The 14,835-nt window shown below is 69.5% G+C and carries 14 protein-coding genes; 4 read left to right on the plus strand and 10 right to left on the minus strand.

Going from position 1 to position 14,835, the window contains the following annotated elements:
• Positions 1-37 precede the first annotated feature (37 nt).
• Entirely contained in the window at positions 38-1,219 is a 1,182-nt protein-coding gene (locus tag M5C96_RS08705) for a DUF1624 domain-containing protein (protein WP_272568570.1), read from the plus strand.
• Between the two features lie 46 nt (positions 1,220-1,265).
• Here M5C96_RS08705 and dmeF read toward each other — a convergent pair whose 3' ends face one another.
• Positions 1,266-2,261 (minus strand): CDF family Co(II)/Ni(II) efflux transporter DmeF, encoded by a 996-nt coding sequence (gene dmeF / locus M5C96_RS08710; RefSeq protein WP_272568572.1) that lies wholly within the window; start codon positions 2,259-2,261, stop codon positions 1,266-1,268.
• A gap of 61 nt (positions 2,262-2,322) precedes the next feature.
• Between dmeF and M5C96_RS08715 the strand changes: the two genes are divergently transcribed.
• The 3 genes from M5C96_RS08715 (at position 2,323) to M5C96_RS08725 (ending at position 5,334) form a co-directional block, all read left to right on the plus strand.
• Complete coding sequence (locus M5C96_RS08715; RefSeq protein ID WP_272568573.1) at positions 2,323-2,598, plus strand: metal/formaldehyde-sensitive transcriptional repressor; 276 nt, start codon at positions 2,323-2,325, stop codon at positions 2,596-2,598.
• 88 nt (positions 2,599-2,686) lie between these two features.
• Positions 2,687-3,898: a multidrug effflux MFS transporter gene (locus M5C96_RS08720; RefSeq protein WP_272568575.1), complete on the plus strand. Its 1,212-nt coding sequence runs from the start codon at positions 2,687-2,689 to the stop codon at positions 3,896-3,898.
• A gap of 83 nt (positions 3,899-3,981) precedes the next feature.
• Complete coding sequence (locus M5C96_RS08725; protein WP_272569660.1) at positions 3,982-5,334, plus strand: MFS transporter; 1,353 nt, start codon at positions 3,982-3,984, stop codon at positions 5,332-5,334.
• A gap of 108 nt (positions 5,335-5,442) precedes the next feature.
• Here the strand turns inward: M5C96_RS08725 and M5C96_RS08730 are convergent, their stop codons facing one another.
• From M5C96_RS08730 to M5C96_RS08770, 9 genes are all read right to left on the minus strand, one after another.
• Positions 5,443-6,537 (minus strand): IS630 family transposase, encoded by a 1,095-nt coding sequence (locus M5C96_RS08730; protein ID WP_272563777.1) that lies wholly within the window; start codon positions 6,535-6,537, stop codon positions 5,443-5,445.
• 66 nt (positions 6,538-6,603) lie between these two features.
• Positions 6,604-7,695 carry a DUF72 domain-containing protein gene (locus M5C96_RS08735; RefSeq protein ID WP_272568576.1) on the minus strand — a complete coding sequence of 364 codons (1,092 nt, stop codon included), beginning with the start codon at positions 7,693-7,695 and terminating at the stop codon, positions 6,604-6,606.
• Between the two features lie 163 nt (positions 7,696-7,858).
• The gene (locus tag M5C96_RS08740; RefSeq protein WP_272568577.1) at positions 7,859-8,263 is read right to left on the minus strand and encodes a hypothetical protein; all 405 of its coding nucleotides are present in this window, start codon (positions 8,261-8,263) and stop codon (positions 7,859-7,861) included.
• A gap of 72 nt (positions 8,264-8,335) precedes the next feature.
• Positions 8,336-9,478, minus strand: coding sequence for a hypothetical protein (locus tag M5C96_RS08745; protein ID WP_272568578.1), 1,143 nt, complete (start codon positions 9,476-9,478; stop codon positions 8,336-8,338).
• A gap of 90 nt (positions 9,479-9,568) precedes the next feature.
• On the minus strand, positions 9,569-10,303 hold the full coding sequence (locus M5C96_RS08750; protein WP_442867386.1) for an ABC transporter ATP-binding protein: 735 nt from the start codon (positions 10,301-10,303) through the stop codon (positions 9,569-9,571).
• A 17-nt stretch (positions 10,304-10,320) separates the two neighbouring features.
• On the minus strand, positions 10,321-11,079 hold the full coding sequence (locus M5C96_RS08755; protein ID WP_272568580.1) for an ABC transporter ATP-binding protein: 759 nt from the start codon (positions 11,077-11,079) through the stop codon (positions 10,321-10,323).
• Positions 11,076-12,071, minus strand: coding sequence for a branched-chain amino acid ABC transporter permease (locus tag M5C96_RS08760; protein WP_272568581.1), 996 nt, complete (start codon positions 12,069-12,071; stop codon positions 11,076-11,078). The genes M5C96_RS08755 and M5C96_RS08760 overlap by 4 nt, the downstream gene beginning before the upstream one ends.
• A 5-nt stretch (positions 12,072-12,076) precedes the next feature.
• Positions 12,077-12,997, minus strand: coding sequence for a branched-chain amino acid ABC transporter permease (locus tag M5C96_RS08765; RefSeq protein ID WP_272568582.1), 921 nt, complete (start codon positions 12,995-12,997; stop codon positions 12,077-12,079).
• 184 nt (positions 12,998-13,181) lie between these two features.
• Positions 13,182-14,393, minus strand: coding sequence for an ABC transporter substrate-binding protein (locus tag M5C96_RS08770; protein WP_272568583.1), 1,212 nt, complete (start codon positions 14,391-14,393; stop codon positions 13,182-13,184).
• Positions 14,394-14,835 lie beyond the last annotated feature (442 nt).

Here is a 14,835-nt window from a genome sequence, read left to right on the forward strand (position 1 = left end):
CAGTCCAGGGCCATACCGGCATCGCACCACCCCTTCCATGCCCATCGACCGCTCCCTGCCTTCCCCCAACGCTGGCCCCGCGTCTGCCCGGCTGCAGTCCATCGACGCGCTGCGCGGGCTCGTCATCCTGTTCATGCTGCTGGACCACGTGCGCGAAACTTTTTTCCTGCACCACCAGGTCAGCGACCCCATGGTCGTCGCGGCCACCTCGCCCGACCTGTTCGCAAGCCGGCTGCTGGCCCACGTGTGTGCGCCGGTGTTCGTGTTCCTCACGGGGCTGTCCGCCTGCCTGTATGGTTCGCGGCAGGGCGGAGGCCGGGGGGCGGCCTCGGTGTTCCTGCTCCAGCGTGGGTGCTTCCTGGTCGCGCTGGAACTCACACTGGTGAACTTTGCCTGGACCTTCCAGTGGCCGCCCCAGGTGGTGTACCTGCAGGTGATCTGGGTGATCGGCCTGAGCATGCTGGCCCTGGCGGCGCTGCTGTGGCTGCCGCGCACCGTGTTGATCGCCCTGGGCGTGGCGATCGTGGCCGGGCACAACCTGCTCGACGGGCTGCATTTTCCGGTCGGTCATGCGCTGCACATTCCCTGGGCGGTGCTGCACGACCGCGGCTGGATCGAAGTGGGCGAATCGCTGCGCCTGCGCACTTCCTATCCGCTGCTGCCCTGGATCGGCGTGATCGCGCTGGGCTATGCGGCCGGACCCTGGTTCCTGGCGTCCACGGATGCGGGCGCGCGGCAGCGCCGCCTGCTGGCCTGGGGCACGGGGCTGCTGGCCGGGTTTGTCGTGTTGCGCTGGTGGAACGTGTACGGCGACAAGCCCTGGGTGCCGGGTGAAACGGCCCTGGCCACCGCGATGTCGTTTCTCAACGTGACCAAATACCCGCCTTCGCTGCTGTTCATCGCGCTCACGCTGGGCATCGGCCTGCTGGTGCTGCGGGCGTTCGAGCGCGCGCGGCCCGGGGCCGGGCTGGGGGTGCTGGCGGGGTTCGGTGCCGCGCCCATGTTCTTTTACCTGCTGCACCTGTACGTGCTCAAGCTGCTTTACCTCGCGGCGGTGGCCGTGTGGGGCAAGACCCAGGACACGTATTTCGGGTTCGACGCCATGTGGGCCGTCTGGCTGTGCACGGCCGTCCTGGCCATGGCGCTGTACCCCGCGGTGAAAGCCTTTGGGGCCTTCAAGGCGCGGCGGCGCGACATCGCCTGGCTCAAGTACCTTTGAGCGTGGGCGGTGCCGTCGCGGGTGCCCGCGTTGGTGCGCAGCCGGGTCAGTGGGGCCGGCCGGAGGTGTCTGCCCGGTTCACCTCGACGGAGACGTGCACCAGTTCCTCGTGCACGCTCAGCAGGCGCTTGAAGAAGTCGGGCGCCACGGACGGATGGGCCGTGGACAGCGACAGGATGCAGGCGTACAGGCCCGTGCCAACACGCCACACGTGAAGGTCGCACACGCTGGCGGGAATGGGGCTGGCGGCGATCGCATCGCGGATTTCCTGCACCACGGGCGCGTCCATTTCCGCGTCCAGCAGCACCCGCCCGGTATCGCGCAACAACCCCCAGGCCCAGCCCGCGACCAGGGCCGCGCCCAGCAGGCCCACGGCCGGGTCGAGCCAGTCGGCGCCCCACAGCAGCCCCCCGCACAGCGCGGCGATGGCCAGCACCGACGTGGCAGCGTCGGCCACCACGTGCAGGTAGGCCGACCGCAGGTTGAGATCGGCTGGCGTCATCCCATGGCTGTGGCCGTGGCCTTCATGCGCAGGGTGTTCGTGGTGCGAGTGGTGTGCCTGATGCACATGCCCGCCCCGCAGCAGCCAGGCGCACGCCAGGTTGACCGCCAGTCCCAGCGCGGCCGTGAAGACGGCCTGCTCATACTGGATGGGCGCTGGGGCCACGAGCCGCTGCACCGACTGGTAGACCATGAGCCCGGCCACGAGCAGCAGCAGGATGGCGCTGGTGTAGCCGCCCAGCACCTCGATCTTCCAGGTGCCGAAGGCGAAGCGGCCGTCGCTCGCGTGGCGCCGGGCCGCGGCATACGCCACGGCGGATAGCCCGAGCGCCAGGGCATGCGAGCCCATGTGCCAGCCGTCCGCCAGCAATGCCATCGAGCCGAAGGCCCAGCCGCCGACGATCTCCGCCACCATCATGGCGACCGTCAGTGCCACCGCCCAGCGGGTGTTGCGCTCGGCCAAGGGATTGCCGTGGCTGAAGACATGGGGGTGCTGCCAGCCGGCTGCGAGGGGGGCGTTGGCGGAAGGGTTTTCGGTCATGACAGTCATGGTAAAAGATACTGTACCCCAGTATATTTTCAGCCCTTCGTACAATCCGGTCATGGCCCATACCATCCACGGAAAAAAGAAGCTCCTGGCCCGCGTGCGGCGCATCCAGGGCCAGGCCGCGGCCCTCGAGCGGGCGCTGGAACAGGAGGCTGACTGCATGGCGGTGCTGCAGCAGATCGCGGCTGTTCGCGGCGCGGTGAATGGCCTGATGGCGCAGGTGCTGGAAGGCCACATCGTTCAGCACCTGGGCGACCCTGCTACCCCCGCACAGCAGCGCGCGCAGGACGTGGCGGCGGTGGCCTCGGCGCTGCGCTCCTACCTCAAATAGGCTTGGTGCGCCGGGGCAAGACCGCGCTCGGCCGCCGGCCAATCGGGCGCCCGAGCGGCGGATGCCGCCGTTGGCGACAATCGGGCCCATGTTTCCTTCGCCCTTCCTTCGCGCTGCCCTCGTTCTGGGCCTTCTTTCGGCCATTGGCCCCTTTGCCATCGACATGTACCTGCCGGCGCTTCCCGACATCGGGCGCAGCCTGGGCGCGCAGGTCGGCGCCGTGCAGTGGAGCCTGACCGCGTTCTTCCTGGCGCTGGGGGCGGGGCAGCTGTTCTACGGCCCGGTGTCCGACATGGTGGGGCGCAAGCCGCCGCTGTATTTCGGGCTGCTGCTGTTCACCGTGGCGAGCGTGGGCTGCGCCCTGGCGACCGAGATCGAGACGCTGGTGGCGCTGCGCTTCCTGCAGGGCCTGGGCGCCGCCGCCGGGATGGCCATTCCGCGCGCCGTGGTGCGCGATCTGCACACCGGCACCGATGCCGCGCGCCTGATGGCGCTGCTGATGCTGGTGTTCAGCGTGTCGCCCATCCTCGCGCCGCTCGCGGGCAGCGGGGTCATCGCACTCACCGGTTGGCGCGGCGTGTTCTGGGTGGTGGCGGTGGCCGCCATCGCGGGGCTGGCGCTCGTCTACGGCGCGCTGCGCGAGACACGTCCGGCCGCCGACCGGGTGGAAAGCAGCCTGGGCGGCGCCCTGCGGGCTTACGGGCTGCTGCTGCGCGATCGCCACTACCTGGGCCTGGTCTTCATCGGCGGCTGCGCCATGTCGGGGTTCTTCGTGTACCTGGCGGGCTCGCCGTTCGTGCTCATCAACCACTACGGGCTCACGCCCACGCAGTACAGCTTGGCGTTCTCGCTGAACGCGGCGGCCTTCATCGGCTCGTCCCAGTTCACCGGCCTGCTCGGCCAACGGTTCGGCTTGGTGCCGCTCGTCAAGGTGGCGGCCAGCGCGGCCGGCGTGGTCATGGTGCTGTTGCTGGCCTACTACCTGCTGGGCGGCGACCAGCTGGCGGTGCTGATCGCGCTGTATTTCGTGTCCAGCGCCTTCATGGGGCTGGTGATTCCCACCACCTCGGTGCTGGCTCTGGAGCAGCACGGCGCCATCGCCGGCACCGCCTCGGCCCTGCTGGGCACGCTGCAGATGCTGACGGGTGCGGCGGCCATGGGCATCGTGGGCCTGTTCGCCAACGGACAGCCCTTGCCCATGGTGATCGGCATGGCCGCAGGCGCGCTGGTTGGCGTGGCGCTGACCTGGATCACGCTGGCGGGCCCGCATGCCGCCGGACCGGTGGAGGCGCGGGTTTGAGCCCCGGTCCGGGCGCCGCCGCCGTGGGGCAGGGCGCGCCCGCCGCCTCCGACGGGCTGCCTCCGCGCGACCGCGCGCGGGCCATGCTGGTCATCATCCTCGGGCTGACCGTGGCGGTGCTGGACGGCAGCATCGTCAACCTCGCGCTGCCCGGCATCGCGCGCGAACTGAACGCGGGCGCGGCGCAGGCCATCTGGGTCGTCAACGCCTACCAGATCGCCACGCTGGTCATGCTGCTGCCGCTCGCCTCGCTGGGCGAGCGCATCGGCTACCGGCGCGTGTACCTGCTGGGCATGGCGCTGTTCGCCGTGTCGTCGCTCGGGGCCATGCTGGCCACATCACTCCCCGCGCTGGTGGTGGCGCGCGCGGTGCAGGGCCTGGGTGCGGCGGGCATCATGAGCGTGAATGCCGCGCTGGTGCGCCTGACCTATCCGCGCGCACACCTGGGCCGGGGCATGGCCATCAACTCGCTGGTCGTGGCCACCTCGTCGATGGCCGGGCCTTCGGTGGCGGCGGCCATCTTGTCGTTCGCATCGTGGCCCTGGCTGTTCGCGCTGAACCTGCCGCTGGGACTGTTCACGCTGTGGCTGGGGCGGCGCGCGCTGCCGTTCAATCCGCCCAGCACGCACACCGGCGCGCGGCTGACGGTGCTGGACGTCACGCTCAACATCCTCATGTTCGCGCTGATCTTCATCGGTGGCGAGCAGCTCGGCGTGCGGGGCGAGGCCTCGCGTGCGGCGGCCCCGCTGGGCTGGGCGCTGCTGCTGGCCGGCGTCGCGGTGGGCTGGGTGTACCTGCGGCGGCAAAGGCGCGTGGCCGTGCCGCTGTTTCCGGTGGACCTGCTGCGCATCCCCGTTTTTGCGCTGTCGATGGGCGCGTCGGTCGGGGCCTTCTGCGCGCAGATGCTGGCCTTTCTGTCGCTGCCGTTCCTGCTGCTGGAGGCGCAGGGCCGGTCGCATTTCGAGGCGGGCCTGCTCATCACCGCCTGGCCGCTGGCCATCGTGGTGGTGGCGCCGTTCGCGGGACGGCTCATCGGCCGCTTCGCGGACGGCCTGCTGGGCGGCGTCGGCATGGCGGTGTTCGCCTGCGGGCTGGTCGCGCTGGCCGTGCTGCCGCCGCAGCCGGGCGTGTTCGACGTGGCGTGGCGCATGCTGCTGTGCGGGGCGGGCTTTGGGCTGTTCCAGTCGCCCAACAACCACACCATCGTCGCCTCGGCGCCGTTGCACCGTTCGGGCGCGGCCAGCGGCATGCTGGGCACCGCGCGCCTGACGGGGCAGACCCTGGGCGCCGTGCTGCTGGCGGGCATCTTCGCGGTCTGGGGCCAGCACGACGGGCAGGGCGAATCGGTGGCGCTGATGGCGGCGGCCGGCTGCGCAGTGTTGGCGGGCGTGTGCAGCGTGATGCGGCTGCGGCACGGTGCCACCGTGCATGCCTGAATCGGGTTTTGGCCTTTTAGGCCGCCAGCGCAATTGATACTAGGGCATTGTGCTATTAAATTAGTAGCAATCTGACTGGGGCATGTGCGGTCGCGTGAGGCCGTCGCGCTAGTGTCCTGTCCCGTTAATTCGCCCGCATAGTCTGGCGAGTTTTTCGAGGATGGAGTCTGCTGTAGCTGTCCAAGTAAACGGCTGGCAGGACTGGTTGTAATTCGCGATGAATGTGTCGATCTTGTTGATCAGATCCTTCACGCTGGTGAACGAGCCACGGCGGATTGCCCGCGTGGTGATGATCGAGAAGAAGCGCTCGACCTGATTGAGCCAGCTTGAATAGGTCGGAACGAAGTGCATGTGCCAGCGAGGCCGCTCGGCCAACCAAGCGCGCACCTTTGGATGCTTGTGGCTGGCGTAGTTATCAGCTATGCAGTGCACATCCAGTTCGTCGGGCACTGCCTTGTCGATGGCGCGCAGGAAGGCAAGGAACTCTTGATGACGATGCCGGGGCCGGCACTGCGCGATCACTTGGCCATTCATCACGTTCAGGGCCGCGAACAAGGTGGTGGTGCCGTGGCGCACGTAGTCGTGCGTGACACCTTCGACATAGCCAAACCCCATTGGCAGCATCGGCTGCGTACGCTCCAAAGCTTGGCATTGGCTCTTCTCGTCCACGCACAGCACCAGCGCGTTGTCAGGTGGGTTCAGGTACAGCCCCACAACGTCGCGCAGCTTCTCGATGAACAGCGGATCGGTCGACAGCTTGAAGCTGTCGGCCCGGTGCGGCTTGAGGTTGAAGGTCTGCAGATAGCGCGCCACCGTGCTCTTGCTGATGCCCGTATCGGCGGCCAGCGTGCGGGTGCTCCAGTGGGTACCCCCATCAGCAGGCTTGGTGTGCAACGTCTTGGTAATCAACTCAGCAACACGCTCGTCATCTACCGTGCGGGGGCGACCCGGGCGCAACTCGTCGTAAAGCCCTGCAATGCGATGGCGCGCATAGCGCCCGCGCCACTTGGTGACAGTGCTACGACTGATCCCCAGAGCCTGCGCAACCGCGGTGCTGGCTTTATCTGTGCCTTCGCAAGTCAGCACGATGCGCGCCCTGAGCGACAACGCCGCTGGCAGCGAACGTGATCGCGCCATGGACGTCAGTTCCGCGCGCTCCACTTCACTAAGCGCAATTTCTGTTCGGGTCGTTGCATTGGGCATGGCGGCACCTCAAGGATGGCCCGAAACCATGCAGCTATCGTGCCTGCGAATTAACGGGACAGGACACTAGTCCAGGGACGCCACCCGCTCCGCCAGCGTGCGCAGGGTGAGGGGCGCGCACCCTTCGGCATGGTTGCTGACCGTGACGAAGGCGTTCTGGCCTGCGCCGGTCACCCCCGCGATCGTGCGCGCCAGCACGTCGTGCACCTCGGGGGCCGGGTGCAGGATGCGGTCGTAGGGGGCGTAGAGCTTTTCGGCGTCTTCGTACCCATAGGCGCCGTGCACCGGGTTCAGGTTCCAGCGGCACACCAGCGGTCCGGGCCACAGCCGGCGCAGCAGGCGCAGTTGCTCCGCCAGCGGCGGCATCTTGGCGTGCAGCCCCACGCAGTAGGTGGCGCCGGCTTCGCGCAGCACGGCGGCAAAGTGCGGCATGAACTCGGGCGACAGCCACTCGGGGTCGCGCACCTCCACGGCCAGCACGCCGTCCGGCGCGGTGGGCGCCAGTGGCGGCTGCGCGAGCAGCATCGTGCGCAGGCGCTCCAGCACCTGCGGCAGCCGGTCGAGCTGCGCCAGCGGCAGGGGGCTCAACTGGAACACCAGCGCACCCACCTTGGCGCCCAGGCCTTCGAGCGCGGGCGCCACGAACTCCTGCGTGGCCAGCGCGGCATCCAGGAACGCCGGGTTGGCCTGGCGCCCGCGCCCGTCCTCGCCGCGCACCAGCGCATCGGTCACCAGGCTGGGCGCCTTCACCACGAAGCGGAAGTCATGCGGCACCTGCGAGGCGTAGCGCTCGTACTGGCTCACCGTGAGCGGCCGGTAGAAGCTGCGGTCGATGCTCACCGTGCGCATCAGCGGGTGCTGGGCATACACCGGCAGGCCGTTCTTGGAGAGCGTCTGCTCCGAATGCTCGCCTTCCCACAGCAAGCCCTTCCAGCCGGGGTAGGTCCACGACGAGGTGCCCATGCGCAAGCGGGACGGCAGCCGGTCGGCCAGTGCGCGCAGGTCGTCGTCCCAGGCCGCCGGTTGCACCGTGCCGCTGCGGCGCACGGCAGGGGCCTTGGCCTCGGTGGGCTCGGCCGATGGGGCAGGGCGTCTGGCGGGCGCCGCAGCGGGCGGCTCGGGGGGAACGGGCAGGTCGCCGAAAAGATCGTCTTGCATGGAGGGCAGGGAGTCGATGAGCGGGCGTGCGGAAGGCAGGATGCAAGTCAGGAATGCGTGCCCTGCACGGTGTCGATGTGGGGGGCGGTGGCGTGTTCTTCCAGCGCTGGACGGTTTCCTTTCGTTTCGGCGCCCAAGCGGCGTCAGCGGGGCGCCGCCGCCGTCACTCGTCCGAAAACAGCCCGCCTTCGTTGAGCAACTCATAGGCGATGTCGGGGCGCCGGTCCATGCTCTTCTTGATCGCGGCGGGAATGGCCTGCCGGGTCTTGCGGCACAGCCCCCGCTGCTCCAGCACCAGGATGGCGATGCCGCGCAGGCTGCGGACCTCGTTGGGGCTGGTGGTGATGCTCAGGCGGATGCCCAGTTGCGCTTCCAGCCGTTCCTGCATGCGGCGAAGCTCGCCCAGGCTGCCCAGGTTCTCCAGCCGGTCGATGAGCCGCTTTTCCTCCTCCCGCGTGAGGCGCAGCACGCGCAAGTCGCCGCTCGGCGCCTGCAGCAGCGCATCGCGGTCGCACACGCACGCGCCCGGCGGGCATTCGGTGCGGACCGGATAGGGGAAGGGCGTCATGGTCTTAAAGGCGCAGGCGTTGGTTGTGGTGGCGTGGCGGTGGTCTGCGCATTTTAGGGACGCCCCCCGCGCTCACTGCGCGCTGTACACCAGCCCGGGGCGCGTCCCGTCGAGGTCGTCGGTCTCTTCGTCCTGCACCGGCTCCGTGCCGAAGGCGCGCCCCAATGCCACGAAGCGGTACGCGCCCCGGCGGTCGGTGTAAACGGCCCAGCCGCTGGGCGTGATGGCAATGCCATGCCAGGCGCCGCCGATGCGCGCGTCCGCCACGCTGGCCACCTGCTGCCCATCGGCGGTGCGGTACACGCGCAGTTCGCCGGTGTTTCGCAAAGGGGCGGTGTCGGCAGCGCCTTGGGCGGAGGGGGCGGGGGCCTGCGGCCGCTGGACCTCGCGCACGGCAAACCGCCCTCCCGGCGCCAGCCGCAAGGGGCCGCTGTCCGCATCGGGGGGGCCGGCCAGCCGCACGAAGCGATGCGCGGCGCGATCCGCAAAGCCCGCCTGGGCCTGCGGCGTGCCTTGGGACGGGCCGGGACCCGCGAACTCCACCAAGGACACATCGCCCGACCATTGGGTGAAGCGTGCAAAGGCCAGGCCCTGGCCGCTCGCATACCCGGCCAACTCGGCCGTGGCATCAGGCGCCCCCTCGGATGGGCGGGGCACCCACTGGCCGGCCTGCGGACCACGCACCATGCGCGGCGGCGTGCCGTTGAGCACGTCGAACATTCCCAGGTCCGCCTGCTGGCGCAGCGTCCAGTCGGGCAGCGAGAACGTCAGCAGTCGATAGGCTTTCTGTCCATCGGCATCGCTGCGGTAGAACTGGGGCGTCGCGACCAACTGCACCTGGCGCTCTGCTGCGCCACCTGCGCCATCCGTGGTGGCGGGGCGGGCCAGGCAACTGTCGGGCTTGACGCCCGGAGACGGCGCCGCAGCGACGGCCGGCGGCGTGCCGCTGCGCTCGCTGAGCGCGAACGACGAGACTTTGGCGGGCTGTGCCAGATCGAGTCGATCCACGGTGCCGTTGCAGTAGATGACGTAGAGAAACCGGGGATTGGCTGCGTGGCCTTTGCCAGCAGGTACCGCCGCCGAAACGGCTTGCGCCCTGGATGTCTGCGGATCGCCGGGTGTGGCTTGCCCGGCCGAGCAAGCACCAGGCAGCAGGAGTGCGCAGATCACGGCCAGGGGTGCCGGGGGCCGGCCAGCGACGAGGAAGGGCGTCATGGAAATCAACGTGCAGGCACGGTTGCGGTGCAAGGTAACTGTCGAGCGGGCCTGCCCCGCGCGATCGCCTGGACCGGCCTTGCTCCGAGCCTACACGCTCAGGTACCGCGCCCACAGCCCCCGATCCGCATTGAGCGCCTCGGAATCCCCCTGCCATACCACGCGCCCGCGCTCCAGGATCACGTGCCGATCGGCCAGGCCCGTGAGGCGGTGCACGTACTTGTCCACCACCAGGATGGTCTGCCCCGCGGCCTTGAGCGTGGCCAGGCACCGCCAGATTTCCTCGCGGATCACCGGGGCCAGGCCTTCGGTGGCTTCGTCCAGGATCAGCAGGCGCGGGTTGGTGGACAGCGCGCGGCCGATGGCCAGCATCTGCTGCTCGCCGCCCGACAGCTGGTGGCCCAGGTGGTGCTCGCGTTCCTGCAGGCGCGGGAACACGCCGTAGATGCGCTTCAGGTCCCAGGGCTCGCCCAGGCCGCTGCGGTTGCTGGCGAAGGCCAGCAGGTGTTCGCGCACGCTGAGGTTGGGGAACACGTGGCGGCCCTCGGGCACGATGGCCAGGCCCATGCGGGCAATGGCGTCGCTCTTCATCGCCCCGATGGCCTGGCCCGCGAAGCGGATGGCGCCGGCCGTGGGGCGCAGTGCGCCCACCAGGGTCTTGATGGTGGTGCTCTTGCCCATGCCGTTGCGGCCCAGCAGAGACACCACTTCGCCCGCGGCGATGTCGAGGTGGATGCCGAACAGCACCTGGCTCACGCCGTAGCCGGCCTCCAGGCCCTGGCAGCTCAGCAGGGGCTCGGCCAAGGGCGCGGGCCCTTTGTGCATCGAAGGCGTGGGCGCGCTCATGGGGTGGCCTCCAGGGTTTCGGTGCCCAGGTACACGGCCTGCACTTCGGCGTTGCTGCGGATCTCATGGGGCGTGCCGGTCGTGAGCACCCGGCCGTACACCAGCACCGAGATGCGGTCGGCCAGGCGGAAGACGGCCTCCATGTCGTGCTCGATCAGCAGCACGGCCATGTCCTGGCGCAGGCTGTCGATCAGCTGCACCATCTGCTGCGATTCCTCCGGCCCCATGCCGGCCATGGGTTCGTCGAGCAGCAGCAGCTTCGGCGCGCAGGCCAGGGCGAGGGCCACGTCCAGCGTGCGCTGGGCGCCATGGGGCAGGGCGCCGGCGATGCCGTCCATGCGGTCTTGCAGCCCCACGCGCTCGGCCAGCCGGTCGGCGGCCTCGTACAGCCCGCGCGCCTGTGAGCGCGGCTGCAGAAAGCGAAAGCTCGATCCGCTGTGCGCCTGCACGGCCAGCAGCAGGTTGTCGCGCACGGTCTGGGCCGGGAAGATGCGCGTCACCTGAAAGCAGCGCGACAACCCTTTGGCCACGCGGCGGTGCATGGGCAGGGCGGTGATGTCGTCACCGTCGAGCAGCACGCGGCCTGCGTCGGGCGCCAGCAGGCCCGAGATCTGGTGGACCAGCGTAGTCTTGCCCGCGCCGTTGGGGCCGATGAGGGCGTGGACCTCGCCGTGCGCCACGGTCAGGTCCACGTGGTCGGTGGCCAGCAGGCCACCGAAGCGTTTGACCAGGCCCTGCACTTGGAACAGGCTCATTGCGCGCTCCTTGCGCGCAGGTCCGCCAGCGCGGCCAGGCCCCTGGGCGCGTACAGCGTGGTGGCGATCAGCAGCAGGCCCAGCGGCATGTGCCAGTGGTCGGTGTGGAGCTTGAGCGCCTCTTCCAGCGCCATCCACACGGCCGCGCCCAGCGGCCCGCCCCAGCGCCGGCCCAGGCCGCCGATGACGACCATCACGATGAGCGTGGCCGATTGCGTCCAGTGCATCATGGCCGGGCTCACGAAGCTGTTGCCGGTGGCCAGCAGCGCGCCCGCCAGGCCCGCCACCGCGCCGGCCAGGGTGAAGGCGGCCAGCTGCAGCAGGTACACCGGATAACCCAGCGCGCGCATGCGCGTCGCGTTGTCGCGGATGCCCGCCAGCGCCGCGCCGAAGCGCGAGGCCGTGGCACGGTCCAGCCACCACAGCACCAGCGCCACCAGCGCCAGCACCACCCAGTACAGGGTGGGCTCGTGCATGGCGTCCAGGCCCAGGCCGAGCACGGGCCGCATGGGCAGGGTGTAGCCGTCGTCCCCGCCGTAGCTGCGCAGCGAGACGAACACGAAGTACAGCATCTGCGCGAAGGCCAGCGTGATCATGATGAAGTACACGCCCTGGGTGCGCAGCGAGATGGCGCCCACTAGTGTTGCGGCCAGCGCGGCCAGCACCATGGCGGCGCCCCACACCACCCAGGCCGAGGTGGCGCCCGCGTCGCTGAGAACCACCACCGTGTAGGCGCCCACGCCCATGAAGCCCGCATGCCCCAGCGCCACCATGCCGCCAAAGCCCATGATGAAGTTCAGGCTGGCGGCGGCCAGGGCCACGACCAGCACCCGGCGCACGAAGCCGATGTAAAAATCCAGCCCCAGGGCCGATGCCACCAGCGGAAACACCGCCAGCGCCGCCAGCAGGGCCAGCGGCAGCAGCGCGCCGCGCCAGCGCGGGGCGGCAGGGCGCTGAGGCGGGGAAGAGGAAGTCAGGGATGCAGCAGACATGTCGCTCAGGCCTTGGCAGAAAACAGCCCCGCGGGGCGAAAGCTCAGAACCGCCGCCATCAGGGCGTACATGGCCACCTCGGCGCACAGCGGGCCTAAGTCGGCGGCCACGGCGGGCGGCAGGGCGGCGCGCAGCAGCAGCGGCAGGAACGCGCGGCCGATGGTGTCCACCAGGCCCACCAGCAGGGCCGCTACGAAGGCGCCGCGCACCGAGCCGATGCCGCCGATGACGATCACCACCAGCGCGGGGATCAGGATGGATTCGCCCATGCCGACCTGCACCGCCATCAGCGGCCCCATGAGGGCGCCCGCGAGGGCCGCCAGGGCGGCACCCAGCACGAAGATGCCACAGAACACGCGCCGCACGCGCACACCCATCAGCTCGGCCATCCAGCGGTCCGACGCACCCGCGCGCACCAGCATGCCCACGCGGCTGTGGTTGACCAGCAGGTACAGCAGACCCGCCACCAGCACGCCCGCGCCCAGCACCACCAGGCGGTACGACGGGTAGGGCAGGCCGGCGAACAGTTCCACCGGCCCCGAGAGCCAGGCCGGCGTGGGCGCCATGACGGGGGAGGGGCCCCACACCATCTTCACGGCATCGTCCGCCACGAGGATCACGCCGAAGGTGGCCAGCACCTGGGCCAGGTGGTCGCGCCCGTAGAGGCGGCGCATCAGCGTCACCTCCAGCAGCGCCGCCACCGCCACGGTCACGGCCACGGCCACCAGCACCGCGACGGCGAACGAGCCGCTCTGCACATGCACCGTGGCCGCCACATAGGCGCCCACCATGAACAGCGAGCCGTGGGAGAGGTTCATCACGTCCATGATCCCGAAGACCAGGGTGAGCCCCGCCGCGATCAGGAAAAGCATGAGCCCGTAGCCCGCGCCGTTGAGCAGTTGTTCGAAGACGAGGATCGGATTCATGGCGCAGCCCCAGTGGATGAGGAGGGGTTCGATGTCATTTCAGGGTTCCATGTCCGCAAGCGACGCGCGCTGCCTTTCAAAACGGGCGCGGCCCCAAGCCAGTAGCCGCCGCGCAAGGGCCGCCCCGCCGCGCTGGCGGCGTCCCCCCTCCGGGGGGAAGGCGCGAAGCGACTCAGGGGGGTGCTTATTTCATACCGCACTGGGCAGAGAACGCATCCCCATAGTTTTCCAGCACCGTCTTGATGGTCTTGTTGGTCACGCGGCCTTCGGCATCCTTGCCGATGGTGCGCAGGTAGAAGTTCTGCACCGGGTAGTGGTTGTTGGCGTAGCGGAAGTTGCCGCGCACCGAAGGAAACTGCGCCTTGGCCAGCGCCTTGATCAATGCATCGCGGTCGGACACCTTGCCGCCCACGGCCTTGACGGCCGAGTCCATGGCGGTGATCACGTCGAAGGCCTGCGCGGCGTAGATGGACGGGTAGCGCCCGCCGTACTCCTTGCGGAACGCGGCCACGAAGGCCTTGTTGGCCGGGTTGTCCAGGTCGTGCGCCCAGTGCGAGGTGTTGAACAGCCCCAGCATGGGTTCGCCCACGGTGCTGATGACGTCTTCGTCGGCCGAGAAGCCGCTGGTCACCAGCGTGATGTCCTTGGACAGGCCCGCGCCCACGAACTGCTTGATGAAGTTGATGCCCATGGCGCCGGGCAGGAAGAAGTACACGGCCTCGGGCTTGGCGGCGCGCAGTTGCGCCAGTTCGGTCGCGTAGTCGATCTGGCCGAGCTTGGTGTACATCTCGTCCACCACCGTGCCCTTGAACTTGCGCTTGAAGCCGTTGATCCCGTCCTTGCCGGCGGGGTAGTTGGGGGCGATCAGCACCATGCGCTTGAAGCCCCGGTCGGCCGCGAACTGGCCGGCGGCCTCGTGGTACTGGTCGTTCTGGTAGGCGGTGCCGAAGAAGTAGGGGTTGCACTGCGCGCCTGCCAGTTGGCTGGGGCCCGCGTTGTTCGACAGGTAGGGCACCTTGGCGGCGAACAGCGTGGGCGTCACGGCCAGCGCCACGTTGGAGGCGATGGGGCCGGTGAACAGGTCGATCTTCTCGCGTTGCACGAAGCGGTCCACCAGCTGCTTGGCCTGGTCGGGGCTGCCGGCCATGTCGGTCTGCACGAACTGCACGGGCTGGCCGCCCAACTTGCCGCCCAGCTGCTTGATGCCCAGCGCGAAGCCGTCCCGCGCCTCGGCCCCCAGGGCGGCGAACGGGCCGGAGATGTCCAGTGCGATGCCCACCTTGATGGGGGTGGCCGGCTGCTGGGCCGCTGCCGGCAGGCCGGCGCAGGCGCCCAGGACCGCCAGGGCGGTGGCGCCGAGCCGGGTGCGAAGGGAAGTGCGGGAAATTCGTGCCATCGTCAGTCCTTCAATCGTCGATCAACCAAGGGGAAAACCAGCCGGGGCCGCTGCAGGCCGTGCCGTGCATCGCCTGGCCGTCGCGGGGCCCTGCAGCCCCACTTCGGCCCGCGTTGCCGTGCCATGCACCGGGAACGTGCGCATCGCTGGGTGCGAAGGCGCCTTGCAGGCACGGAAAGCGGATGCCCGGGCTGTCCTGATGCAAGGGGCATTCCATGCAGCGGTGGTCGCCATCGCCGCCCGGTCCTGGGCGGGCGATGGGAGTGCCTGGGGATCGTACAAGCGCACCGGGCTGCCGCGCCTACAGGTCTTCCCTGGGATGGAACGTCGCCCGGTGCCGGCCGGGCCGCCACGCAAGGCACGGGGCAGGGGGGCGGTGCGGACTGAAACAAGGGCCGGGAAGGCCTGTGGCACACTCGCCCGCTTTTCCAAAGCCGAGCCC

This window comes from Acidovorax sp. GBBC 1281 (assembly GCF_028473645.1).
In the GTDB taxonomy this organism is placed as follows: Bacteria; Pseudomonadota; Gammaproteobacteria; order Burkholderiales; family Burkholderiaceae_C; genus Paracidovorax.

Bases quoted from the DNA above. Each gene is read 5' to 3' on its own strand.
- M5C96_RS08750 (WP_442867386.1), bottom strand. From the start codon at position 10,303: ATGCACAAAGGGCCCGCGCCCTTGGCCGAGCCCCTGCTGAGCTGCCAG.
- M5C96_RS08705 (WP_272568570.1), top strand. From the start codon at position 38: ATGCCCATCGACCGCTCCCTGCCTTCCCCCAACGCTGGCCCCGCGTCT.
- M5C96_RS08715 (WP_272568573.1), top strand. From the start codon at position 2,323: ATGGCCCATACCATCCACGGAAAAAAGAAGCTCCTGGCCCGCGTGCGG.
- M5C96_RS08740 (WP_272568577.1), bottom strand. From the start codon at position 8,263: ATGACGCCCTTCCCCTATCCGGTCCGCACCGAATGCCCGCCGGGCGCG.
- M5C96_RS08735 (WP_272568576.1), bottom strand. From the start codon at position 7,695: ATGCAAGACGATCTTTTCGGCGACCTGCCCGTTCCCCCCGAGCCGCCC.
- M5C96_RS08745 (WP_272568578.1), bottom strand. From the start codon at position 9,478: ATGACGCCCTTCCTCGTCGCTGGCCGGCCCCCGGCACCCCTGGCCGTG.
- M5C96_RS08765 (WP_272568582.1), bottom strand. From the start codon at position 12,997: ATGAATCCGATCCTCGTCTTCGAACAACTGCTCAACGGCGCGGGCTAC.
- M5C96_RS08725 (WP_272569660.1), top strand. From the start codon at position 3,982: ATGCTGGTCATCATCCTCGGGCTGACCGTGGCGGTGCTGGACGGCAGC.
- M5C96_RS08770 (WP_272568583.1), bottom strand. From the start codon at position 14,393: ATGGCACGAATTTCCCGCACTTCCCTTCGCACCCGGCTCGGCGCCACC.
- M5C96_RS08755 (WP_272568580.1), bottom strand. From the start codon at position 11,079: ATGAGCCTGTTCCAAGTGCAGGGCCTGGTCAAACGCTTCGGTGGCCTG.
- dmeF (WP_272568572.1), bottom strand. From the start codon at position 2,261: ATGACCGAAAACCCTTCCGCCAACGCCCCCCTCGCAGCCGGCTGGCAG.
- M5C96_RS08760 (WP_272568581.1), bottom strand. From the start codon at position 12,071: ATGTCTGCTGCATCCCTGACTTCCTCTTCCCCGCCTCAGCGCCCTGCC.
- M5C96_RS08720 (WP_272568575.1), top strand. From the start codon at position 2,687: ATGTTTCCTTCGCCCTTCCTTCGCGCTGCCCTCGTTCTGGGCCTTCTT.
- M5C96_RS08730 (WP_272563777.1), bottom strand. From the start codon at position 6,537: ATGCCCAATGCAACGACCCGAACAGAAATTGCGCTTAGTGAAGTGGAG.